The 24,491-nt window shown below is 41.4% G+C and carries 21 protein-coding genes and 2 pseudogenes; 22 read left to right on the forward strand and 1 reads right to left on the reverse strand.

Annotation, left to right across the window (positions count from 1 at the left end; all coding sequences use genetic code 11):
• Positions 1-65 precede the first annotated feature (65 nt).
• The 5 genes and pseudogenes from XI25_RS31020 to galU all read left to right on the forward strand — a co-directional run bounded on the left by XI25_RS31020 (position 66) and on the right by galU (position 2,581).
• Positions 66-776 carry a WXG100 family type VII secretion target gene (locus tag XI25_RS31020; RefSeq protein WP_052759435.1) on the forward strand — a complete coding sequence of 237 codons (711 nt, stop codon included), beginning with the start codon at positions 66-68 and terminating at the stop codon, positions 774-776.
• A 14-nt stretch (positions 777-790) separates the two neighbouring features.
• Positions 791-1,129 (forward strand): hypothetical protein, encoded by a 339-nt coding sequence (locus tag XI25_RS03585; protein ID WP_152669059.1) that lies wholly within the window; start codon positions 791-793, stop codon positions 1,127-1,129.
• A gap of 2 nt (positions 1,130-1,131) precedes the next feature.
• Positions 1,132-1,365: a hypothetical protein gene (locus XI25_RS03590; protein WP_046677400.1), complete on the forward strand. Its 234-nt coding sequence runs from the start codon at positions 1,132-1,134 to the stop codon at positions 1,363-1,365.
• 68 nt (positions 1,366-1,433) lie between these two features.
• Positions 1,434-1,555: pseudogene (locus XI25_RS34055) on the forward strand (CPBP family glutamic-type intramembrane protease); the annotation flags it as partial.
• A 153-nt stretch (positions 1,556-1,708) separates the two neighbouring features.
• On the forward strand, positions 1,709-2,581 hold the full coding sequence (galU, locus tag XI25_RS03595) for a UTP--glucose-1-phosphate uridylyltransferase GalU (RefSeq protein ID WP_046677401.1): 873 nt from the start codon (positions 1,709-1,711) through the stop codon (positions 2,579-2,581).
• 70 nt (positions 2,582-2,651) lie between these two features.
• On the opposite strand, the pseudogene XI25_RS03600 reads toward galU, so the two are convergent.
• A pseudogene (locus XI25_RS03600) lies at positions 2,652-5,109 on the reverse strand (O-antigen ligase family protein).
• A gap of 99 nt (positions 5,110-5,208) precedes the next feature.
• On the opposite strand from XI25_RS03600, the gene XI25_RS03605 reads away from it, so the two are divergent.
• From XI25_RS03605 to XI25_RS03685, 17 genes are all read left to right on the forward strand, one after another.
• Positions 5,209-6,138 carry an NAD-dependent epimerase/dehydratase family protein gene (locus XI25_RS03605; RefSeq protein ID WP_046677402.1) on the forward strand — a complete coding sequence of 310 codons (930 nt, stop codon included), beginning with the start codon at positions 5,209-5,211 and terminating at the stop codon, positions 6,136-6,138.
• Positions 6,139-6,150: 12 nt separating this feature from the next.
• Complete coding sequence (rfbA, locus tag XI25_RS03610; RefSeq protein ID WP_046677403.1) at positions 6,151-7,041, forward strand: glucose-1-phosphate thymidylyltransferase RfbA; 891 nt, start codon at positions 6,151-6,153, stop codon at positions 7,039-7,041.
• Positions 7,034-7,576 (forward strand): dTDP-4-dehydrorhamnose 3,5-epimerase, encoded by a 543-nt coding sequence (gene rfbC / locus XI25_RS03615; RefSeq protein ID WP_046677404.1) that lies wholly within the window; start codon positions 7,034-7,036, stop codon positions 7,574-7,576. Before rfbA ends, rfbC begins: the two co-directional genes overlap by 8 nt.
• A gap of 23 nt (positions 7,577-7,599) precedes the next feature.
• Complete coding sequence (gene rfbD / locus XI25_RS03620; protein WP_052759437.1) at positions 7,600-8,319, forward strand: dTDP-4-dehydrorhamnose reductase; 720 nt, start codon at positions 7,600-7,602, stop codon at positions 8,317-8,319.
• 137 nt (positions 8,320-8,456) lie between these two features.
• Positions 8,457-9,587, forward strand: coding sequence for a DegT/DnrJ/EryC1/StrS family aminotransferase (locus XI25_RS03625; protein WP_046677405.1), 1,131 nt, complete (start codon positions 8,457-8,459; stop codon positions 9,585-9,587).
• 15 nt (positions 9,588-9,602) lie between these two features.
• Positions 9,603-10,133, forward strand: coding sequence for a GNAT family N-acetyltransferase (locus XI25_RS03630; protein ID WP_046677406.1), 531 nt, complete (start codon positions 9,603-9,605; stop codon positions 10,131-10,133).
• Complete coding sequence (locus XI25_RS03635; RefSeq protein WP_046677407.1) at positions 10,124-11,305, forward strand: glycosyltransferase; 1,182 nt, start codon at positions 10,124-10,126, stop codon at positions 11,303-11,305. Before XI25_RS03630 ends, XI25_RS03635 begins: the two co-directional genes overlap by 10 nt.
• Before the next feature lie 5 nt (positions 11,306-11,310).
• Complete coding sequence (locus tag XI25_RS03640) at positions 11,311-12,081, forward strand: ABC transporter permease (RefSeq protein WP_046677408.1); 771 nt, start codon at positions 11,311-11,313, stop codon at positions 12,079-12,081.
• Between the two features lie 15 nt (positions 12,082-12,096).
• Positions 12,097-12,831: an ABC transporter ATP-binding protein gene (locus tag XI25_RS03645; RefSeq protein ID WP_046677409.1), complete on the forward strand. Its 735-nt coding sequence runs from the start codon at positions 12,097-12,099 to the stop codon at positions 12,829-12,831.
• Positions 12,832-12,846: 15 nt separating this feature from the next.
• Complete coding sequence (locus XI25_RS03650) at positions 12,847-16,452, forward strand: glycosyltransferase (protein ID WP_046677410.1); 3,606 nt, start codon at positions 12,847-12,849, stop codon at positions 16,450-16,452.
• A 14-nt stretch (positions 16,453-16,466) separates the two neighbouring features.
• Complete coding sequence (locus tag XI25_RS31025) at positions 16,467-17,903, forward strand: class I SAM-dependent methyltransferase (protein WP_052759438.1); 1,437 nt, start codon at positions 16,467-16,469, stop codon at positions 17,901-17,903.
• Complete coding sequence (gene rfbB, locus XI25_RS03660) at positions 17,900-18,886, forward strand: dTDP-glucose 4,6-dehydratase (protein ID WP_046677411.1); 987 nt, start codon at positions 17,900-17,902, stop codon at positions 18,884-18,886. The genes XI25_RS31025 and rfbB (XI25_RS03660) overlap by 4 nt, the downstream gene beginning before the upstream one ends.
• 133 nt (positions 18,887-19,019) lie before the next feature.
• Complete coding sequence (gene rfbB / locus XI25_RS03665) at positions 19,020-20,042, forward strand: dTDP-glucose 4,6-dehydratase (RefSeq protein WP_046677412.1); 1,023 nt, start codon at positions 19,020-19,022, stop codon at positions 20,040-20,042.
• Positions 20,039-20,923: a dTDP-4-dehydrorhamnose reductase gene (gene rfbD, locus XI25_RS03670; protein WP_046677413.1), complete on the forward strand. Its 885-nt coding sequence runs from the start codon at positions 20,039-20,041 to the stop codon at positions 20,921-20,923. The genes rfbB (XI25_RS03665) and rfbD (XI25_RS03670) overlap by 4 nt, the downstream gene beginning before the upstream one ends.
• An 83-nt stretch (positions 20,924-21,006) precedes the next feature.
• Complete coding sequence (locus XI25_RS03675) at positions 21,007-21,936, forward strand: glycosyltransferase family 2 protein (protein WP_046677414.1); 930 nt, start codon at positions 21,007-21,009, stop codon at positions 21,934-21,936.
• A gap of 91 nt (positions 21,937-22,027) precedes the next feature.
• Positions 22,028-22,942 (forward strand): glycosyltransferase family 2 protein, encoded by a 915-nt coding sequence (locus XI25_RS03680; RefSeq protein ID WP_046677415.1) that lies wholly within the window; start codon positions 22,028-22,030, stop codon positions 22,940-22,942.
• The gene (locus XI25_RS03685; RefSeq protein WP_046677416.1) at positions 22,939-24,339 is read left to right on the forward strand and encodes an undecaprenyl-phosphate glucose phosphotransferase; all 1,401 of its coding nucleotides are present in this window, start codon (positions 22,939-22,941) and stop codon (positions 24,337-24,339) included. The genes XI25_RS03680 and XI25_RS03685 overlap by 4 nt, the downstream gene beginning before the upstream one ends.
• Positions 24,340-24,491 lie beyond the last annotated feature (152 nt).

Raw genomic sequence — 24,491 nt, forward strand, 5'->3', positions numbered from 1 at the left:
CCTTTTTCAATCATCTGGAAATTTATAAAATGAATTGTTAGAAGAAATGACGGAGAGGTTGATCTATGCCAAGGATCCTTGTTCCTCCAGAAGTGCTGCTGGCCGTGTCGGATCAGTTTAGTAGTGCCTCGGAGAAATTGGAAATGAACCAAAACACGCTGAATCAGCAAATCATGATGATGATGCATTCATGGGACGGAACGACGAAGCAGCGGTTTTTTGAGGATTTTCAGCGGGCGCGCAGCGAAGTGAAATTGACGGTTGAGCATATGCAGGTGGTCAGTCAGGAATTAAAGCGGATCGCTTTTAAATTCATTGCGGCCGATGGTATGAATAAGCTGGGGGATCCTAACGGGCTAACGGCATTATTAGGCGTGCCTCCCAACTCATGTCCGGCGGTTTACCCGGAACCTGAGTCTACCAAGACAGTATTAGAACAGCTGGAAGAACAAGGGGAAGAGTTGTGGGATGGCATGGTGTCGGGCGCCAAAATTTTGGGCGATTCGATCGCGGATACGGCAAGCGCCCTCATTGAGGACCCGATTGGAACCGGTGGACAGATGTTTTACGATGCCACGGTGGGAACGGCTGAGGAGATCATCGATACGACCGTATGGGGAACCAAGATGATTTTTGATGTCGGCGATACCCGCGAAAAGTTTGACGAAAGGCTGAGTGCGGAGCAGGAGAAGGTCAATGATATGGCATGGCCGAATATATTGGCGAGAAGGGCGCCCTTATCCTTGGAGGCGTTGCGCTCAACAGAATCGGGGTGAAGAGTACACCTCGCTTGAAGCATGACTCGGGTGGCGATGGAGGCGGGCCTCCTAAGGAAGTTGGAGGGACGGGAAAAGCTTTCGATGTCGCAAAGAGTGGAGGTAAGCATTCAGGCTTTTACAATCAATATGTTGGCAAATCAGATGACGAAATTCGCAAAGGTATACAATCAATTGAAAAACAAATAGCTGAGCATCAAGATAAAATTCGCAACCCCGAGGCACATATACCTAGTTTCAGGGAGCTAGACCCAAGGCAACAGGAAGCACTAATAAATAAAAAGTGGCCTTCTGATATTCAAAGGCAGATGGAACAAAAAGAGATTCTTGAAGGCATTTTAAGGAGTAGATGAAAATGGATAAACAGTTAAAAGACTTCCTAGGCGATTTAATTACACTTATTCAGGAGAAGTACAACGAAACCTTAGTTGTGCCGGAAGACGAATGTGCAGAGGATAAATCCTACAGGTTGGGTTCAAACTTCGCATATTACGATGTCTTAGATTTAGTGGAGTCTCAATTATCAGCACAAGGCTTTGATCCTGATTTTTTTGGGAAGATATCCCCAATAATAGGTGAAAAAATTTAAGTGTTCCTGGCTCTGATGGAAGTTTAACCTCTTCAGAGTCTCTTTTTTGTAGGGGGTTGCTCAATAAAGTGAATTTTCTGGGCGGGATGATTTTTGCCTGGGCCTATGAACGGAGCAACTCGATTTGGCCCGGAAGATCGTGCACGGGCTTACGAACACGGTAGGCGTTTTGTTGACGGTGATGGGGTAAATGTTCGTTTAGACAGAAAATGTAGAGTGAGAATACAAAGAAGCTAGAATAAAAGCCGGGTATCTATGAAAAGGAAGGTGAAGACTGATATAATAAACTACTAAGAGAGGGTACTGGGGGATTTTTCCTTCCCATTCTGAAAGGAGCCCACATATGAACATTCGCAAAGCGATTATTCCGGCCGCCGGGCTCGGCACCCGATTTCTCCCGGCCACCAAGGCCATGCCCAAGGAAATGCTTCCGATCGTCGACAAACCGACGATTCAGTATATTATTGAAGAAGCGGTAGCTTCGGGGATCGAAGATATCATCATCGTGACCGGTAAGGGGAAAAGAGCGATCGAGGACCATTTTGATTCTTCGTTTGAGCTGGAGCACAATCTGGCCGAAAAGGGAAAATGGGGCTTGCTTAAGGAAGTGCGGCGCCCCTCGGAAATGGCTGATATCCATTATATCCGGCAGAAGGAACCGAAAGGCCTTGGCCACGCGATCTGGTGCGCCCGGAAGTTTATCGGAAATGAACCGTTTGCCGTTCTGTTGGGGGACGATATTGTGGAATCCCAGGTGCCGTGCCTGAAACAGATGATGGATGTATACCGGAGGTACGAAACGGCAATTGTCGGAGTTCAACCGGTGAGTTGGGAGGAAGTGGACCGATACGGCATTGCGGAAGGGCGTGAAATCGCAGATCGTATTTTCGAAACCTCACGGCTGGTGGAGAAGCCGAGCATCGATGAAGCTCCTTCGAACCTGGCTATCATGGGCCGATATATTTTGCCGCCGGACATTTTTGATATTTTAGAGGCCCAGGAGGCCGGGAAAAACGGAGAGATTCAGCTCACCGACGCCCTTTCCAGTTTATCCCGACAAGACAGGATTCTGGCCTACCATTTTGAAGGAATTCGTCATGACGTAGGAGAGAAGTTGGGATTTATCGAGACGAGTATTCATTATGCGCTACAGCATGAGGATCTACGCGAAGGGCTATTGAAATATATGAGAGATGTAATCACCAAGGAATTATAAAGTAGAAACCATACCAAAAAAGCGGGGCAGTTCTGGCAGATCTAATCTACCGGTACTGTCCCGCTTTTCTTTACAATCCTAGCTCAGTCAACTGTTTAATTTGCAACTCGGCATTCGGATTCACTGTTTTCAATTTACCCAAAAGCGTTTGGTCACTTTGACCTTGTTTTTGAAGCGAAGCCAGATACCATGTTGCGATATCCTGGTTGGCCGGTACTGACAAATCGTCCTGAAGTCCGATTTTCAGCGTGGCGGCAGCCTTTTCAGGCTGGTTCATCAATAAGTACATCTTACCGGCGTTCAGAATCATGGTCGGGGAGTTCTCAAATGGACGGCCCTGCATCTGACCTTCCGGGAGAGTAGCCAGATATTTAATGCCGGCCTGCACTTCCTCGAAGACCTCCGTCCCCCGTTTGAAGTATTTATCCTTCGTCGCCGTATCACCGGAACCCAGCGCCTGATAACCAAGCTCAAAGGCCTGGGTGATCATCCGCTCATGCCATTCTATGTCCCATTTAAACTTATGGGCATTATCTGCGAGCATTTCAAAAGCTTTGTCTTTCTCGCCCTTCAGCTCATACCCCTGAATCATGCGGTTAATCATGGCTTTATTGTATGGTTCTTTTTTGCGCGCTTTATTCAGCAGTTCAACTGCAAGGTTGTAATAACCTTCATCCTGCGACTGCTTATACGCCGAATGATACAATGACGACAGCAGAAGGACGGAGTCTGGATGGCTGGGACGTATGCTAAGGTCTTTATCGAGCGGCGCTTTAATCTCATCGAAGGACTGGCTGGTTTGCGCGACTTTGCGGGCTTCCATGGCCGCGCTGCTCGCCTCGACATAGCGGATGGAGGTGATCAGCAAAACAATTGCGCCTAATCCTGCGACCGCACTGAAAACCCCTTTTGCCGTGGCAGGTTTGACCTTCCATTTTGGCAGCGGTTTGCTATCCATGACGGCCGCCATTCCACCAAGTCCAAGGAATACGAGAATGCCGATAAATACGTAACTCATGTTAAAGTCCATTATGCTGTGTATCAAAATCGATAGAACAAGGATGGCATACAGAAAATGCGAATTCCGGTTCTCCTCATCCGTCTTCATATATCCACGGATATATTTATAGATAATAAATAGGATAAACGACATGAAAATCAGGAAACCGACAATCCCTACTTCAATCAAATATTGCAAAAAGAAGTTATGCGCTTGGCGGCTAGTATACGGGTTGTTCTGATATTGCTCATAGAGTGATGCCCATGCCCCCCACCAGCTCCGATGACTGGGTAATCTGCAAGCACCTTCATGGCATCCTTATAGAATGTAAAACGTTCCAGAACACTGTGCTGGTTAAAGTTATATTTTCAAGCCGCGTGCTGATATTTTGCGGCAAAATACTTTTCAGCCCCGTACCAATCATGAGGAAGATCAGCAGCCCGCCCAGGATGGCTGAGCCTAACGGGATCCACAGGCTGGAGCCTTTTTTGCCGGACCAACTGTTTAATCCTTGCTCAAGTTTTGGTGCGACGAACCGCTGAATGGCCCATCCCAACAGGCCGACAACGACCGAAACGCCGAGAACATAGCCCCAACCTTTTAAAGCTCCGCCGCCGCTGAATTTTTCGTTCAACTGCAGCCCCAGCTCCGTAACGGGTTTCGAGATCAGAAGGGAAGCTATACCGGCAATGGCGCAGTACAGGATCCACAAAATCTGCTGTGCTGGCTTCAGGAACAGAAGCAAAAGAACGAACACGACCGGTAACAGTACGAGACCGCCCCGGGACAGCGTCAGGAGCAGCGATACAATGATCGGAACCAGCATGAAGCTGTGGAAAAACTGGCCGTACCATTTTCGGGAAATCGTCACGAAAAACACCGCCGTGAACAAGAACGCCATCAGGAAAGCCGCGTATGTATTGGCATATTGAAACACGGAAGTGAGGCGCAGACCGTTCGAGTCCGTCATAACCGCGTTCGTATAGATGCCTTTCAGGACCGTGTTGGAGAACCATTTTGCAATCGCGCCTGCGGTCTTACCTTGACCGAACCAATGCAGCAATCCGAATCCTACGATGAGATAAGCAACCGCCATAATGGTTGTCTGGATGATTCGGTTGTTCTGTTTATCACGTAGAACGTAGAGCCCGATGATAAACATGATCGCATACACACACTGGATAATGACCATGTTCATGGCCAAATAGTTCGAAGCCGCGCTGATTAACGATACAACATACGTTAACGGTAGCAGCAGGACACCGACCATGAGCCAATCCCGCTGGTCTTCCAGGCGGATGCTTTTAAAGTAACGGGCAATCCATAAAAACATCAACACACACGCAGCGGACGCTGCCCAGAAGAGCGGCTTCTCAAACTCTAGCATCTGGCCGTTAAACAAAGCAGTCTGGAACGGAGTCCAGGCTAAGAACAGAATGATACCAATAATTAACACCCAATGAAGCCCCGACGTTTTTTCGACTTCTATCGACCTTTTAGCCTGTTTACCGTATACTGGATTAGACAAAGTTTCCATTCTCCTTTATGTGAAATACGACAATATTTTACCATAACTAAGATTGATGTAACATAAATAATGACTAGTTTTATTTTTGGGGGAGTTGAATTGAGAATTTTAGTAACGGGTGGTGCCGGATTTATTGGTTCCAATATCGCAGATGAATTATTGTCACAAAATCATGAGGTTGGTGTTGTTGATAACTTATTAACTGGAAAGAAAGAAAATGTAAACTCAAAAGTAACTTTTTACAATATTGATATAAACTCCCCTTGTTTGGATAAAGTTTTTGAAGTATTCAATCCAGAAATTGTTCTGCACCTTGCAGCCCAGGTTAATGTTGCATTATCAATTCGCGAGCCAATACTTGATCAGGAAATAAATATTCGAGGAACCTTAAATCTACTGGAAAACTGCAAGAAATATAATGTAAAAAGAATAGTTTACTCATCTTCTGCTGCTGTTTACGGTACTCCATTAAGTAACATCATTGATGAAAATCATCCTACAAATCCTATTTCTTTTTATGGCATATCAAAACTGGTACCCGAATTATATATAAGAACTTTTTCTAAGCTATATGGCATTAAATATTCAATTCTAAGGTATTCAAATGTTTTCGGTCCAAGACAAGACCATCTAGGCGAGGCTGGGGTGGTTGCTATATTTGCAAATCAAATAATAAACAATATGGGAATTACCATTTTCGGAGATGGTGAGCAAACCAGGGACTTTATCTTTGTTAAGGATGTAGTGAATGCGAATATTGCAGCTATTAACAGTGAGGAAAATGGGATTTTTAACATTAGCACAAAATGTTCAGTCACACTCAATGACATGGTGAGAACAATGCAAAATCAAGTCGGTAAATCCACAGAGATTTATTACGGGGATGAACGTGTCGGTGATATAAAGCATAGTTGTTTGGATAATCGATTGGCTTTACAAGACTTAGGGTGGCGTCCAATTTATTCAATGGAAAATGGATTAAAGGAACTGTTTGATTATTACAATTACATTGGCCAAAACTTGGTTTGAAGGAGTGTAAAGATGAAGGGAATTATTTTGGCAGGTGGATCTGGGACAAGACTCTATCCTTTAACGCGTGCTGTTTCAAAACAAATACTACCGATTTATGATAAGCCGATGATTTATTATCCATTGTCTGTTCTTATGCTGGCAGGGATCAAAGAGGTTCTGATCATTTCCACTCCGAGAGATTTACCTTTCTTTGAAAGTCTTTTGGGTGATGGCTCGCAACTAGGGATGAGTTTTGAATATCGCATTCAACTTGAACCTAAGGGGTTAGCTGAGGCCTTCATTATTGGAGAATCCTTTATTAATGGTGAACCTGTTGCAATGGTATTGGGAGACAATATTTTTTACGGTCAGAATTTTAGTCAGATGTTACATAACGCTTCCAAATTGCAAGATGGAGCTGTTATATTCGGATGCTATTTCAAAGACCCTTCCGCATATGGGGTAGTCGAATTTGATGAGAACTATAATGTTCTTTCTATTGAAGAGAAACCGCAAAAACCAAAGTCAAATTATGCTGTACCAGGGCTTTATTTTTTTGACGGGGATGTAGCCAACGTTGCGTCCAGGGTAATCCCGTCTGCTAGAGGAGAATTAGAAATAACTTCGGTGATTGAGGAATATAGATCTAAAGGAAAGCTCCGTGTTGAGATCATGGGAAGAGGCATGGCGTGGCTTGATACAGGTACCCATGAATCTTTGCTTGAAGCCAGCAACTTTGTGGAGGCTATTCAAAAAAGACAAGGATTGTACATTGCTTGTATTGAGGAGATTGCATTTAGGATGGGGTATATCTCAAATCAGGAGTTGTTATCATTAGCGGAACCTTTGCTCAAAACACAATATGGACAATATCTGATTGAATTAGCAGGTCATAAATTGAGGGAGGAAATACATGGGTAATTTTAGTTTTATTCAGACCGGCATCGACGGATTAATTGTTGTTGAACCTAAAATTTACGGAGACCACAGAGGATATTTTATGGAGACCTACCATCACGAGGAATACAGAAAAGGTGGGATAAGCGTTAATTTTGTCCAAGACAATCAATCACTATCGAAAAAAGGCGTTTTAAGGGGATTGCATTTCCAAACGCTAAGGCCTCAAGGTAAATTGGTCCGAGTCCTTGAGGGCGAAGTTTTTGATGTGGCTGTGGACATTAGACAAGGCTCTGCCACCTATAAGCAATGGTACGGCATTAAGCTCTCTGGAGAAAATCGAAAGCAACTTTATATTCCCGAAGGGTTTGCCCACGGATTTCTTGTTTTGTCGGAACAAGCGGTGTTTTCATATAAATGCACTGATTTTTATGATCCTGCAAACGAATCTGGACTGTTGTGGAATGATCCGGAAATAGGTATCGAGTGGCCATTAAATGAGGTGGATAATGTTCTACTATCTCCCAAAGATGAAAAATGGAAAGGTATTACTGAGTAGGAGCAGTTGAAGGGAAGTGAACAATGAAGGTTTTAATTATCGGTGGATACGGGCTGTTGGGAACCGATATTTATAATTATTTCAAAAACTCTGGCCATACCATCTGCAGGTTAAAAAAAGAAGAATGTGATATAACCGATATTTATTCACTGAAACGATCAATCACTGGATTTGAACCGGACTTAATAGTACACGCAGCCGGCTATACTAATGTCGAACTTTCAGAACAAAAACCAATGGAAGCTTATAATATCAACAGCGTTAGTATGTACAATCTTTTATCTAGCGTTGCAGAGAGTGAGCCTACAATCGTTTTTTTTAGTACCGATTATGTATTTGACGGGGAGAAGGGCTCACCATACACTGAAGAAGATCGTTGTCATCCTATAAACGCTTATGGATTCTCGAAACTGATAGCTGAGGATATTTTAAGAGCAAATTACAAAAAATATTACATTGTTAGAACATCTTGGTTATTCGGTAAGTCCGGGAAGTGTTTCCCGGAAGTTATACTTAATAAACTGGTTAGCAGCACGCAAACCTTAAATGTTGTTAGCGATCAAATCGGAAGTCCTACTTATACGGAAGATCTCGCTAAAGGCCTAGTTGATCTGCTGAAATGCCCATACGGAACTTATCATGTGACCAATAGCGGCTCAACTTCATGGTTTGAACTGGCTTGTTCTATTGCACAAAAAAAAAGGTTTCTCGGGCGAACGTATTCGGTCCATTGTATCAAGTGAGTTTAATTCGTTGGTGAAGCGTCCTCGATACTCGGTTTTAGATAATTCAAAATGGGGAATCTACAATCGACCACTAAGGCATTACAGCGAAGCTCTAACCAGTTTTTTAAAATCTAAATAAACGGAGAGTGTTTTTGATGTCAATTCAATTATTCATGCCAACCTTCAGAATAGATGAATGCCTGGAGCAGATCAGAGAATGCCTGGAAAAAGGTTGGACTGGACTCGGTTTCAAGACCGTCGAGTTTGAAGAAAAATGGAAAGAGTATACGGGGCTTAAGAATGCTCATTTTTTAAATTCTGCAACTGTTGGATTAAGTTTAGCATTTAAAATTCTGAAGATGCAGAATAGTTGGGATGACGAAGCTGAAGTGATTACTACCCCTCTAACATTCGTCTCAACAAATCACGCAATCTTATATGAAGGTTTGAAGCCTGTGTTTGCTGATGTCGATGAATTTTTGTGTCTTGATCCCAAGGATGTCGAAGCAAAGATAACGGCAAAGACAAAAGCAATATTGTTTGTTGGAATAGGTGGGAATACAGGCAGATACTTAGAAATAGTCGAACTTTGCAAAAAATATAATTTGGCTCTAGTTCTTGATGCTGCCCATATGGCAGGTACAAGATTGAATGGCAAGGTTCCCGGCAGTGAAGCAGATGCTGTCGTATATTCATTTCAAGCGGTCAAAAATTTGCCTACCGCTGATTCCGGCATGATCTGCTTTAAAGAGAAAGACAATGATGAGCTTTGCAGGAAGTTGACTTGGCTAGGAATTAACAAAGATACTTATGCTCGCTCTAACGATAAGGGTGCCTACAAATGGAAATACGATGTTGAATATGTGGGATATAAGTATCATGGGAATTCTATAATGGCTGGAATCGGTCTTGTACAATTGAAGTATTTGGATCAAGACAATGCTTATCGGAAACAACTTGCTAAGTGGTATGATGACGGCTTCCGAGGTAATACACATATTAAACCTGTGGTAATGGCCCCGGGCTGTGATTCTTCCAGACACCTTTATGTAATTGAAGTTGCTAAGCGTGATGAATTGTTGCTGGCTCTGAACGAATCCGAAATTTATCCTGGAGTACACTACAGAGATAACACAGAATATAGAATGTACGAATATGCAAAAGGAACCTGCCCTATTTCTCATAGTATTAGCGAAAGAATTATCTCTTTACCGATGCACCTTAGAATGCAAAAGGCAGATGTAGATCGAGTGGTCGAACACGTGATTAGATTTACAAGTATGTGAGGGAGGTAAAGTTGTTTGAGACACAATTATACCATTCAGTCTGGGGATATCCTTCTTACGCCTATTTGTGAAGATGACATCGAAATTATGAGGGGATGGAGAAATTCCCCTCTTAATAATGCAAGTTTCTTAATGAATTCATATATTGATGCTGAGCAGCAGAAATTATGGTACCGGAGGTATCTCGAAAAATCAGATGATATTATGTTTATTATCAATGATTTAACTGGAAATAAAACCAGGATTGGCATGGTAGGCTTATACGATATAAATAACGAAGAAGGAACTGCAGAATTCGGTAGATTATTAATTGGTGAAAGGTCTGCCCGAGGCAGGGGTTTGGGCTTTGTAATTACATCTATGCTCTGCGATTTTGCTTTTAATCAGCTAGAACTTAAAGAAATTAAACTTGAAGTTTTAAGCGAAAACAATAAAGCTTATGGCATCTATAGAAAAGTAGGCTTTGAATCAGTTAGACATTACTCTAGGGAGGGTAAGGAAGTCATTAAAATGTTGCTGGTTAAGGAGAATTTGATATGCGTTTGACGAAGGTGGTTTCTTTTTGCCTTGGGGATATCCCTTCTGCCAGAATAGGAATAGTTGAGCCAATGCTTGAGCTTCAAAAAGAAGGCAAGATCGATTTCAGTTTTTATTTAGCGGCCGAATTGACTCGTGAAATACTTGCGGACGCTGATATTATTATCAGTATTAGATCGGCTGATTCATATGAATTAAATATTGTTAATGAATGTAAAAAAGCAGGGAAACTTATTATTTATTATTTAGATGATGATTTGTTGAATATCCCTCTGAATGCGGCAAGTTCCGAGTATTTCAATAGTGAGTTAGTCAAAAATAATATTGTTTCAATTATTGGACAATGTGATTATCTTTTAACAAATAACGTTAGAATTAAAGAGAAATATCAAAAATATGTTCAAAAGGGAGCTTATATTATTAAAGCTCCTGCTTTGCTTTTGAAATCTATTAAACCTAAAGAGACTTCCGGTATCTCTAAACCTGTCATTAAAATTGGATTTAGTGGTGGAACCGATCATAAAGCTAACTTGGAAACCTTATTAAAGTATCCACTCTATCAATTGAAATCTAAATACGGCGACAAAATTGAATTCGAATTTATGGGTGCAAAGCCTGACTTCGGTGGTGATTTCGAGTATAGGTACATCCCTTATCAATCGGAGTACGATAATTATATTAGCCAAATGAGTAAAATCGATTGGGATATTGGGGTAGCTCCATTGCCTGACAGTGATTTTCATGCATGTAAATACTACAATAAATTTCTAGAATATGGAGCCATAAATGCAGCTGGGATTTATAGTGACGTTGACCCGTATAAACAAATAATTAGAAATGAAATTAATGGCCTCCTTGTTGAAAACACAGAGGATTCATGGATTGCTGGTTTATCTACCCTCATAGAAAATGAGGAACTCAGGTTAAAAGTTAGTTCATCAGCTCGAATTCAGTTAGAAAAAGAATTTACTACTCAATGTATTGCAAAAGATATTGAAACCAAATTGGGAGAGTTGACGCTCTATAAAGCCCCTTATTGCAAACCGAGTAAACTAAACTTATTTTTAGGTAGTAAAGTGTTAATAACTAGCAAGCTATATAATATTGTTAAATCCATGGGGCTTCGGGCACCACTGTATATTGCAAAAAAAGTTTATCAGAGACTGGGTAAAAAGGATTGATTATATTGATTAAAAATTTAATTTCTTTTCGCTTTGTTCTACTAAGTTTGGTGAAACAGGATCTAAAAAATAAATATCGTAACTCAATTCTAGGAATAGGATGGTCTTTGCTGTACCCATTAGGTTTGGTTTCAATCATTGGGTTGGTATTTTCGCAAATCATGGGCCAACCATTAAAAGAATTTATCCCATATCTTTTTTCGGGTCTTATTCCTTGGATGTTTCTTACCCAGTGTGCAGATGCAGGGACAATGACCTTTCTTAATGCTGAAGGTTACATAAAACAGACAAGAATCCCAATCGCAATATTTCCTTTGCGTACAACCCTAGGAGCTTTTATTCAGTTAATGATCTCCCTTTCCGCATTTTTGATAATTGAATTGTTTATTGATATTAATTCTTTTAGCTATAAAATGCTTTTGGCTATACCGGCTCTCTGCTTATGGTTGCTATTCGGTATTGCAGTCTCAATGTTATCCGGTCTAGTCAATACCTATTTTAGGGATTTTATTCATATTCAATCTTTATTAATGCAGGGCTTATTTTATGCAACGCCAATTGTTTTTCCTGCTAAATTGCTACAAGGCGGTAGATTCGAATGGCTGTATCAGTGGAATCCATTATTTTATATATTAGAAATTATCCGTCAACCCTTATTAGGAAATTATCCTTCCACATTGGCTTGGCTGGTCTCATGTATAGTTATTGTTAGCATGCTTATAAGTGCAACTCTGATGATGAAGTATGTCGGTAGAAAAATTACGTTTAGATTATAAAAGGGGTTAAAATTTATGAGCATTGTAGATCTAGATTCGGTAGATTTGACATTTCATATCAGAAAAGACGCTAGTTTGAAAGATGTTTTATTTCGGAAAAACACTGTTCAATCCCCAGGACAAAAAATTAATGCGTTAAAAAAAATAAATCTAACTATTAGAGATGGTGAACGTGTTGGAATTATTGGTCATAATGGGGCTGGAAAAAGTTCATTACTTAAATTAATTGCTGGTATTTACCCACCTACAGGAGGAAAGTTGCAAGTTGAGGGGAATATTGCATGTTTATTTGAACTAGCCACAGGTTTTGAAATGGAAGCTACGGGATGGGATAACATATATCTTAGGGGACTAATGCTAGGTGAACATCCTAAAAGTATAAAAAGTAAAACGAAAGAAATTGCGGAATTCAGTGGGTTAGGTGATTATCTGAACGTTCCAGTTAAGTACTACTCCTCAGGCATGTTTATGAGACTGGCTTTTTCCATATCAACAGCTATTAAACCGGACATACTACTGTTGGATGAAGTTATCGCTGCTGGTGATGCCGCGTTTTTAGAAAAAGCCGAAAGAAGAATGAAAGAACTAATGGGCAGTGTTAAAATTCTAGTGTTTGTAACGCATTCTATGAAATCGTTAAAAGATTTTTGTAATAAATGTATTTGGTTGGAGAAAGGTGAAGTAAGAATGATCGGGGGCACTGAGGAAGTATCTCGGGCATATCTCGAAGCTATGCTGCCAAACGGCTGATGGAGGGAAAGAATTTTGTTGAAAGCGGATATATTTTTAGAAGATCAAGTTATTAATTATCCTGAAAATTTTATAGAAAATCCTCTTGTTAGTGTAATCATGCCTACTTATTGTCGGGGAGATAATGGTATGCTGGCAAGAGCTATTGAGAGTGTGTTAAATCAGACTTACGAAAATTTCGAATTAATAATAGTTGACGATGGTTCAATTGATAGCACATCAGGCGTTATTAAGAAATTTCAAGAGAGTGACGACAGAATAATACACATAAGACATGACTTGAACTGCGGTTTGCCGGCTTTACGGGTCAACGAAGGATTAATGCTTGCCAGAGGGAAATATGTAGCATATCAGTTTGATGATGATCAATGGGTTAAAGAGACACTCGATATTTTATTACAGGAAAGTGAAAGTTGTACAACGCCTACTCTGGTTTATGGTAACTGCATTTATAGACAGGATGGTAATGAATATATTTTTGGTGGGACTTTCAGTTATTCAACATTAATTGAACAAAATATAATTGCTAATAATACGGTAATGCATCCAATCACTTTATTTAAACATTTTGGCGGGTATGATTGCCATGTCTTAATGAGGAGATTATGTGATTGGGATCTTTGGATAAGATGGGCTAAAAAAGTTCCATTTAAACATATTAATAAAACTGTTAGCATCGTAGAAGCTGGAGAGGAATTCTCTTTGGGCCAAACAGTTCCTTATGACTTGACGACCTTTAGAGTGGTAAATAATCTAAATAGGGATTATAAATTAACACCCGAAACATTAAGGTCTTATGAATGTTTTTCTGTAGAACATTTAAAGGATTATGTTGGACGTACAGAACTTAATAAAATATATACACAACAAATATTACCCTGGGCTTTAAGGCATCGGGCCATATTGAAGGAAAATGGAATTGAGGTATCATACTCATTAGACGAATTAAAAACTATGTTAGTAACGAAATTTCAATATGATACAAATATTGATATTACAATTAATAATTTTAACGATTTTTGGAGCAATTTATTATTCACAACTTTTGTTCCTGAATCACAATTAACATCCAAGTTGCATGATAAAATTGATGTGGTTCTCTTAAACAGAACATGTAGTAATAATAGTAGTTTATTTTTAAAAGATAGCATAAATTATGGGAATGCTTCAATATACTCTCTTGATGATGATTTACTATCTTTTCACAAATTAAGTGAATCTTTTTCTTATCTTGCCCCAGGATCAGAAATGTACAAAGAATTGGAGGGACAATTACAGCAATCAGATATTGTTGTTTCATACTCTCCTCATATAACAAGTTCTATAGAAAAGTATAATTCGCGAGTAATAGAATTAAAAACTAATATCCAGAGTAAGTTTTTAAACAAAGAATATAATGAGCAAGATGAAAATGTTATTAAGATTGCATTTGCTGGAGGTAGCGCTAGGAATAAAGAATTTATGACTCTTTGGCCTGCTTTGGAGCGAATCTCGATTGAATATAAAGATCAAGTTGAATTTCACTTCTGGGGAATAGATATATCAGAGATGCAACCGTTAAACTCTCCTACTTATACAAAGCCATTTACTACAAGTTATAATGAATATCTAAATTGTTTAACTGATGCTTGTTTTCAAGTAATGCTGGCCCCTTTGTTTGATGATAACAATGTTAAACTTTCAAAGAGTCCTATTAAGTATTTGGAGATTACCGCAGCAGGAGCAATAGGAGTATATTCAAATGTATTTCCGTATAGAGATATTACTGACGGATTGACGGGTATAAAAGCTAGGAATACCGCTGAGGAATGGTATTTGGGCATAAAGAAAGCTCTAGTAATGGGCCAAAAGAATAGATCAAGATTATTTGAGAATGCTAGAAAAGATGTAATAAAAAATTATTCTAGTGAAGAACAAGTATATGGTATGTTAGCGGCTATTGAAGCGGCCGTGTTTCATGCTAAAACTAGAAGTAAAAGAAATGCTGAAGGAAAGCCCAAGGTGGCCTTTTTCTGCCATTCTCCCTACTTGGGAGGAGGAGAGAATCATCTGTTGCGACATGCTCAACTTATGCTCAAATATGGTATCAAGCCGATTTGGTGCTTGCCGGATTATTTTAGTAGTATTGAGGAGAAAAACACTGAAATAGCTAGAAAATTAGGTTTTGATATTGCCTATCTGCCAATAAGGGTAATGACAGAACCCGAAAACTTTGAGCTAAATAAAGAAAGTGTTTCCATACTATCAGCTTGGCTTCAGACTCAAAATATCTCGCTTGTTCACTCAGTTACCCTTATGCCGGAACTATCTGCCGCTGCTAAAATTCTCGATATTCCCTTGGTGTCTAGTTTATATGCAGTTAACTTAAGAGAGGGGCATGGGGACTGGAATTCTTTTAGTGATGTTGTTCATTCAGACTCAGTTCTTTACTCCAATATTTGGTCGAGAATATTCGATGTTCCTAGTAAATGTATACGCAGTTGGATTCCTCAGGAATACTTCGAGATTGGACAAGAGAAGTTAGATGGTACTTTGCGCTTTTCTAAAGAAAAAATAAAAATTGTAATATCCGGAACACTTCAAGCAAGAAAAGGCCAACTACAAGCAATAACGTCTGTAGGTGAGTTGAAACTTAAAGGTATTAATGTTGAGCTTCACTTGTTTGGTTATAAAAACTTTTTTCCAGAATATATCGAGGAATGCTATAAGGAAATACACAAGTATAATCTACATGACAATGTATTTTTACATGGTTTTAAGGATAGACCAGTAGAGTATTTACGAAATGCTGATATTCTATTATGTACAAGTGATTTTGAATCGTTACCTCAGGCAGTTCTTGAGGCTATGGCTGCAGGCGCTTTAATTATTTCTACTCCTGCTGGAGGAATACCGGAGATGATTATAGACAACTATACAGGAATAATTATTAAAGATAACCAGCCTTGGAATATTTCAGACGGAATTATGAGAGCATTATCATTTGATGAACAAAAAATCTCTAGAATATTAAAAAATGCGTATAAATTAGTAAGGAATGAATGCAAATCAGATAGAGTGGCTTACGAGTTGATAAGCTTATACAATAAGGCATTTAAAAATAAAATTTTAAATCTCATGACGAGTAAGGGTGAAAATGAAAATATAAATAAATATGATGTCGGACATGAAAATTATATCTATGAAGATAAAAAGTTGGATATTGAAAATGATTTTTTTAATCCGGTAACATTAATTAGAAACAGACGTTCTTACGATATTAAAATACAAAAAAACAAGTGGTGTGGTTTCTCTTTTATAGCAGGAACACATGGTGAAATTCATGATGGGTGTATTGATATCCTTGTTTATTCGACGAACAACACTTATAGTCCTATGAGAACCGTCTCCATAGATATGGGTACACTTAAAGATAACGAATTTCATGATATTATATTTGAACCGATCTTAAATTCCAAAGAACAGCAATTTCACATTGATTTTGTTTTTCATTATAAGAAAAAAAAGAAAAAAATAGCTTTATATGAGCAGGGAATCAGAAGTAATAGAGTAGCATCTATTCAAAAACAACTTAGACGTAAAGGTGAACTTTTAGTAGGTAGGTTAATATATAAAAGCTAGGAGTGCATTCCATAATGAAACTGGATTTAGGATGTGGAACTAATAAACAGATGGGATTTATAGGAGTAGATCGTTTTCCTTTACCAGATGTTGATGTAGTAGCAGATATAGATAAGGGATTACCATTTGATGATAATTCGATAGATACAATATTTGCTTCCCACTCATTGGAACATGTACTGGACTTAACAGGTGCAATGAAAGAAATTTATAGAGTATGTAGACACGGGGCACAAATCTGTATCGTGGCTCCTTATAGTGAACAGAAGTTGAATATTTCCAATCCTTATCATTTACACTGCTTTAATGAGCATACACCTAGGTTTTGGACTACATCACCGAATACTTTAATACCCCAAGAACAATGGGTCCATCCCCATGCATCGGCCTGGGGACTAGGCGAGAGTGATCATCATGAACTTAATATCGATTTAAGATGTGTGAAAATGGAGTTTTTTTATTTTCCAGAATATATTAATTTATCTCAGGAAGATCAAATTCAAGCTAGAAAACACCAAATTGATGTATGTGATCAGATTATGTATCATCTACTTGTTGTCAAAGAGGAAATAGATGAAAATCAACTATGTAAAATGGTAGAAGAAATATCATGGTATGATCCTCCACTAATAAGTAATAGAAGACTAAAAGATAAAACAACAGTACAATCCAATAAGTTAAATGCTTTGGCTGAGGAAAACATCATACTGAAAGAACAACTGTTAAGCATAGAGCAGGCTAAACAAAAGATTGAGAATAAGTTAAATGAAGGTCTTGAAACTATCAAAAGCACAATGGAGAAAACTGGACAACTTACACAGCAAAAGGAAGAATTATTAAGAGAATTTAGGACGATGGATCAATCGTATTCCGATCTCAAATGTAAATACCAACAACAAATTAATTCAAGTAAAATTCTTGAGGAAGAGTTAGAATCGTTAAAAGCAAGTAAATATATGAGGTTTAAACAATTTTTTAATCCTGCAGCAGATTTATGGCCATTGGTGGGGTCTCCGTTTCAATTGTTTAAAGATCAATCTTTAATTTATGGATACAAATCAAAAAAATCTCGATTAGTTTTAGGAGAATGTGTCCCAAATACTAACTATATTTGGTTTGAGTTAGGTAAACTACCATCAGGGTGTTTAACTGGCATATCTTTAGCTATTAGTTGTAGAATTCAGCCTCAAAACGGAATGATGGGTATTGAAATTGTTGAAAATGCTAACCGAATAATTGCTTCTTCGTCAGTTGAGGCGTTGAAAATTAATAACCACCATCCTGTTTCGTTTGAGTTTGATCTGGTTAGTATCGACACTAGTATTAATAATTATTCATTAAGAGTTTTTCTTAAAAATGTGGACGTGCCAATAAAAATGTATGTTTTTCAAAATAGAATTAAAAAACATAGTAAACCTTTTGTTTATTTCAAATGGGAGGAATTAAATTGAAATTGCTGGTTACTGGCGGTGCTGGTTTTATTGGAAGTAATTTTATTCGATATATGAGCATGGCTTATCCCGAGTACACCATTTTAAATGTTGATAGTTTAACGTATGCAGGGAATCTAAACAATTTGAATATTGTCGAAAATTCACAAAACTACCATTTTTATAAATTGAGTATCACTCAAAAAGATGAATTGGAAACACTGTTTCAGCAAGGGGTAGATATAGTAGTCAATTTTGCAGCCGAATCGCATGTAGATCGCAGTATTATGGATCCTAACATTTTTGTAATGACTAATATCGTAGGCACTCAAACCTTGCTTGAGTTATCCAAAACATATAATGTACAAAAATATGTCCAGATCTCTACAGATGAGGTCTATGGTTCTCTGGGGAAAACGGGTTTATTCAGCGAAAGCACTCCGCTTGCTCCTAATAGTCCTTATTCTGCAAGTAAAGCGGGAGCGGATTTACTTGTAAGAGCTTATCATGAAACCTATGGCCTACCTGTAAATATTACTAGATGCTCTAATAATTACGGACCTTATCAGTTTCCGGAAAAGTTGATACCGTTGATGATAATCAATGCATTGAATGACACAAAACTCCCAGTGTACGGGGATGGACTTAATGTAAGGGACTGGCTCCATGTGAAGGATCACTGTCGTGCGATTGATCTGGTCATTCATAACGGTGTTTCGGGTGAAGTCTATAATATAGGCGGGAATAATGAGTATACGAATATAAATATCGTTAAACTTATACTGGAACTGCTTGATAAACCGGATTCTCTAATTGAATACGTGGAGGACCGTTTAGGCCATGACAAACGTTATGCCATTGATGCAACTAAAATTAAATCTGAACTTAACTGGCAGCCACTATATAATTTTGAAACGGGCATTAGAGAATCTGTTCAGTGGTACCTTGAAAATGAACAATGGTGGACTGAAATACTCAATGGTTCTTACCAGAATAAAAATTAATACATTTTAAATTTAAAACCTCTTTGGAAATGAACAATCACCCAATGAATTGGATATGCATAATTTGTATGGTGATTGTCTTTGTTGATATGGAGCTTAGACTCCGTCTGCATTTCTCAGGGAGGTTTCTTTCATGAAGATGCTCGTCACCGGCGGTGCCGGCTTTATTGGCAGTAATTTTGTTTTATATATGATGCAGCAACACCCGGAGTACAAGATCATCAATATGGATGCTCTCACGTATGCAGGAAATCTGGAAAATCTGAAAACGGTTGAGAATGAATCAAACTATACCTTTATTCAAGCGGATATTGCGGATAAAGAAGCTGTGGATCGGATTTTCCAACAGGGAATTGACGTAGTCGTAAACTTTGCAGCCGAATCCCATGTGGACCGCAGTATTTTGGAGCCGGAAGTGTTTGTGAATACGAATGTACTCGGCACTCAAGTACTTCTGGATGCCGCAAAAAAATACGGAGTAACCAAGTTCGTTCAGGTATCTACGGATGAGGTGTACGGTTCGTTAGGCGAAACGGGTTTGTTCTCGGAGACAACGCTGCTTGCACCGAATAGTCCATATTCTGCTAGCAAAGCAGGCGGTGATTTGCTCGTTCGGGCTTATCATGAGACCTATGGCTTGCCTGTTAACATTACCCGCTGCTCCAACAACTATGGACCGTATCAGTTTCCAGAGAAGCTTATTCCGCTGATGATCTCTCGTGCCCTGAACGACGAGGCATTGCCGATCTATGGCGATGGCATGAATATCAGAGACTGGTTGTACGTGGAGGATCATTGCAGCGCGATTGACCTGGTTATTCATCAAGGCCGGAGCGGGGAAGTATACAACATCGGGGGGAACAACGAGCGTACCAATCTGCACATCGTGAAAACGATCCTACACGAGCTTGGTAAGCCGGAGTCGCTAATTACGTACGTTGAGGATCGTCCTGGCCATGACCGTAGATACGGCATTGATCCTACAAAAATTACGGAAGAGCTTGGCTGGAAGCCGAAGTTTAACTTCGAGACCGGTATTCAGGAAACGATTCGGTGGTATTTGAACAACAAAGACTGGTGGACCCGGATTCAATCCGGTGCTTACCGCGAGTACGTATCCAAACAATACGGCAGCCGCTTGGGTGGAAATCAATGAAGGTACTCGTAACTGGAGCCCGGGGACAGCTTGGCCAGGATGTCGTTACCATATTTCAAAAGGCTGGCCATGATGTTATCGCTTGCGACCGGAAGGAGTTAGATATCACGGATCTGGAACGGAGCCGGAAGGTTGTATCCACGCATGGCCCTAAAATCATTATCCACTGCGCTGCATATACTGCCGTTGATGCAGCAGAAACCGACGTCGACGGTGCTTATCTGGTGAACGCCGTGGGGTCGCGGAATATCGCGCTTGCCGCTGAAGATGCTCAGGCGAAGCTGGTGTATATCAGCACGGACTATGTCTTTGACGGCAAGGGCGAGCAGTCTTATCACGAGTACGACAATACCGATCCGCAAAGCATTTATGGAAAATCCAAACGTGCAGGTGAGATTTTGGTGCAAAACCTTTGCTCCAAGTGGTTTATTGTGCGGACCTCTTGGGCATTTGGTTTGTACGGCAACAATTTTGTCAAAACGATGCTCCGCTTGGGCCGGGAGAAGCCGTTGCTGCAGGTGGTCCATGACCAGACAGGCTCACCGACCTATACCGTCCATCTTGCCCGTTTTTTACTGGACCTGGCAGCTACCGAGAAATATGGCGTCTACCATGCTTCCAATAGCGGCGCTTGTACCTGGTATGAGTTCACCGAGGCGATTATGGAAGAGGCACGTGAATTGCTGGGATGGCCAATTACAGCTACGCTGGAGCCATGCACGACGGACCAGTTCCCAAGGCCGGCTCCGCGCCCGGCCAATTCCGTTATGGAGCATTTATCTATTCGTACGAACGGTTTTGAGGATTTGCCGCACTGGCGTGAAGGGTTGAGACAGTTTTTGCTGGCTATGCGACACGACCCTGACTTATACTTACAGTAATACAGCGATTGATGAAGCCGGATCTGTATGATCGGGCTTTTTCGTATGAGCATGCTCGTTGGTTTTAGGGAGGTCGCCTTATCATGAAAAGAGTACAGGTCTTGCTGTCCGCCTACAATGGTGAACTATACATAGCAGAGCAGTTGAAAAGCATTATGGGGCAGAGCTGGCCCCAGGTCACGGTGCTTGTCAGGGATGATGGATCGACTGACGGCACTGTGGACGTCGTTAAACGTACAGCCGTAGAGCACCCCGGCAGAGTTGAGCTCATTCAGGGCTCTAATCTCGGCGTGGTCGGTAGTTTTTTTGAATTGTTGGCGAAATCCGATTCACAAGCCGACTACTACTGCTTCTGTGATCAGGATGATGTTTGGCTCCCCCACAAAATTGAGACTGCCGTTTCGAGGCTGGAAGCAAGTACCGAGACCGAGCAGCCAGCGATGGTGTTTACTTCTACTGAGCTTACAGACGGTGAGTTGAATCCAAAAGGGATCTGGCCGAAACCGCAGCAAAGAGAGCCGTCCTTTTACAATGCACTCTATGAAAACGTGGCGATTGGGGCTACGATTACGATGAACAAGGCGGTCCGTAATCTTTTCGTGGATCATGATCGACCAGACAGCCGAAAGATACTGATGCACGATTGGTGGTTTTACTTGCTCGTATCTTCGTTTGGACAGGTGATTTACGATCACGAGCCATCCATGCTATATCGACAGCATGGCAGCAATGTGGTAGGGGGCAGCAACTCTCCGATCGGGAAATTAAAAGGCAAACTTAGAAGCTTTCAAAAGCATACAGGTAAAGGCTTGCTCCATCTCCAAGCCTCGGAGTTTAACCGTATATATGGGGAGCTACTAAACCCTGATCTGAAAGAGCAGTTGGACTTGTTCCTAAGGCCCCGGCCCCGGCTTATCCAACGGATCAGGTATGTCCGAAACAGCAAATTGCACAGGCAATCCAAAGCAGAGAGCCTGTTATTCAAAATTTTAATTATAATAGGCTTTATATAGATCTACAGTTGCCAAAATACACCGATATATAAGCTCCCATTATGCTATAATGTCGATAGATTGAACTTTTTGTCAGGAGATCTGAAAAACCATGGATTTAAGCATTTTGATCGTCAACTACAATACTTGTCAGTTAACGGTGGACTGCCTGCGGTCGGTATTCTCGTCCAAGACGGAATACGACTATGAGGTCATCGTGATCGACAACCATTCGAAGGACAAGTCGGTGGAGACGATACGCGAGCTGTTTCCGCAGGTGAGACTCATCGTGAACGGGGAGAATACGGGATTTGCCAAAGCGAACAACCAGGGGATGGCTATATCCCGAGGACGTTATATCCTGCTGCTTAATTCCGATACGGTCGTGTTGGAGGACACGCTCCAAACGATGGTGGCCTTCATGGACAACAATCCGATGACCGGAGCTTCGGGCTGCAAGGTCGTCCTGCCGGACGGCTCCCTGGATAAAGCGTGCAAAAGAGGCTTTCCCACGCCATCGGCTTCCTTTTATTATGCCTTCGGGTTCAGCAAGCTGTTTCCGGACAAGCCGAGGTTTAACCAGTACCAACTCGGTTACCTGGACCCGGATCAGGAATATCCCGTCGACTGCCTGGTCGGGGCTTTTATGCTTGTACGCCGGGAAACCATCGAGCAGATTGGCGGGCTTGACGAAGAATTTTTCATGTACGGGGAAGACATCGACTGGTGCTACCGGATCAAGGAAGCGGGCTGGGGCATTCACTATTATCCGCGAACGCAGATCATTCATTATAAAGGCGGCAGCGCCCGCCGTCGGCCCGTGAAAATCATTTACGAGTTTCACCGGGCCATGATTTTGTTTCACCGCAAGCATTATCGCAAGAAATACAACATATTCGTTAACGGAGCGGTTTACCTGGGCGTAGGGCTGAAAATGTTGCTAGCGCTGCTGTCCAACCGCATCAAACCCGCCCGTCCGGCCGTCAGGCCAGCCGCATCATCATCGGGTGTCGAGGTGAAATCATGATCCGCAAGAATCAAGGCTTTCTGACCAAACTGTATATGCTGACGGATTTCGTCTTTATCCAGCTGTCGTTTCTGCTCGCGTGGTGGATCAAGTTCGAAAGTGCCTGGTTTCCTTATGAGAGACCGCTGCCGATCGAGACGTATGCGATGTGGAGCATCGTGTACGGCATCGTAGCCATCACGGTGGGGGTCATGGTTTCGCTCTACTCGCCGAAGCGAAAGAAGCGGTTTGCCGATGAGTTTTTGAAAATTTTCCAGACCCACTTCATTGGCATGTTCATCCTGCTCAGCTTGATGTTCTTCGTCAAAGAGGTCAATATTTCCCGTTGGTACCTGGCCATTTATATGGTCCTTAACGTGATCAGCATCATTTTATACCGCTACTTCCTCAAGAAAACCCTGAAGCATTACCGTGAAAAAGGCTATAACCGCCAGTTCGTGCTTATCGTCGGAGCGGGTACGCTCGGCAAAACCTTTTACGGCAATCTTAAACAATACCCCGAGCTGGGTTACGAGGTCATCGGGTTTCTGGACGACTATCAGCAGTGGAGCGAGGAAGAGGCGAAGCGCTATAAGCCTATCCTCGGCACGGTGGACGAATTGGATGCCATCCTGAGCCAAAAACTGATTGACGAAGTCGTGCTGGCGCTTCCGCTGAATGCCCATCATAAATACCCGGATATCATTAACGCCTGCGAAAAAGCCGGCGTCCGTACGCTGATCATCCCGGATTTCTTCGACTTTTTGCCGGCCCGGCCGATGTTCGACAACTTTGCGGGCATGCCGATGATTAACGTGCGCGACATCCCGCTCGATTTGGTGGGTAACCGCCTGTTTAAGCGGATGTTCGATATCGCTTTTTCCTTGATCGCGATCTTGATCACGCTGCCGGTGATGATATGCATTTATATCGGGGTGAAGCTGACCTCCCCGGGACCCGCGATTTTCAAGCAGGAACGCGTAGGGTTAAACCGCCGGACGTTTTATATGTATAAATTCCGCTCCATGAAACCTCTTCCGGAGGGCGTGGAGGATACGGGCTGGACGGTCGCCAATGATCCGCGCCGCACCAAGTTCGGTTCCTTCCTGCGCAAAACCAGTCTCGACGAGCTGCCGCAGTTTTTCAACGTGCTGTTCGGCCACATGAGCGTGGTCGGTCCGAGGCCGGAACGTCCATATTATGTCGAGCAGTTCCGTGAGGAAATTCCGAAATACATGGTGAAGCACCATGTGCGTCCGGGCATTACGGGCTGGGCGCAGAGCAACGGGCTCCGCGGAGATACTTCCATTGAAGAGCGGATCAAGCATGACATCTTCTATATTGAAAACTGGTCTATTCTGTTTGATATCAAAATCATTTTGCGCACGATCCGCAACGGCTTCAAAAACGCATACTAACCCAAAAACGAACAACCATCATAAGCCCGTTTCCTATTTCTATGGGAGGACGGGCTTTTTCGTCCATCTATGCCCATTTGTAAGAAAAAATGTTCGCATTTTATGCGAACATCAAATTGACTTGATCCCCGTGCTATCATAGACTTGTTTTA

This window comes from Paenibacillus sp. DMB20 (assembly GCF_000987955.1).
GTDB lineage: Bacteria > Bacillota > Bacilli > Paenibacillales > Paenibacillaceae > Paenibacillus_AQ.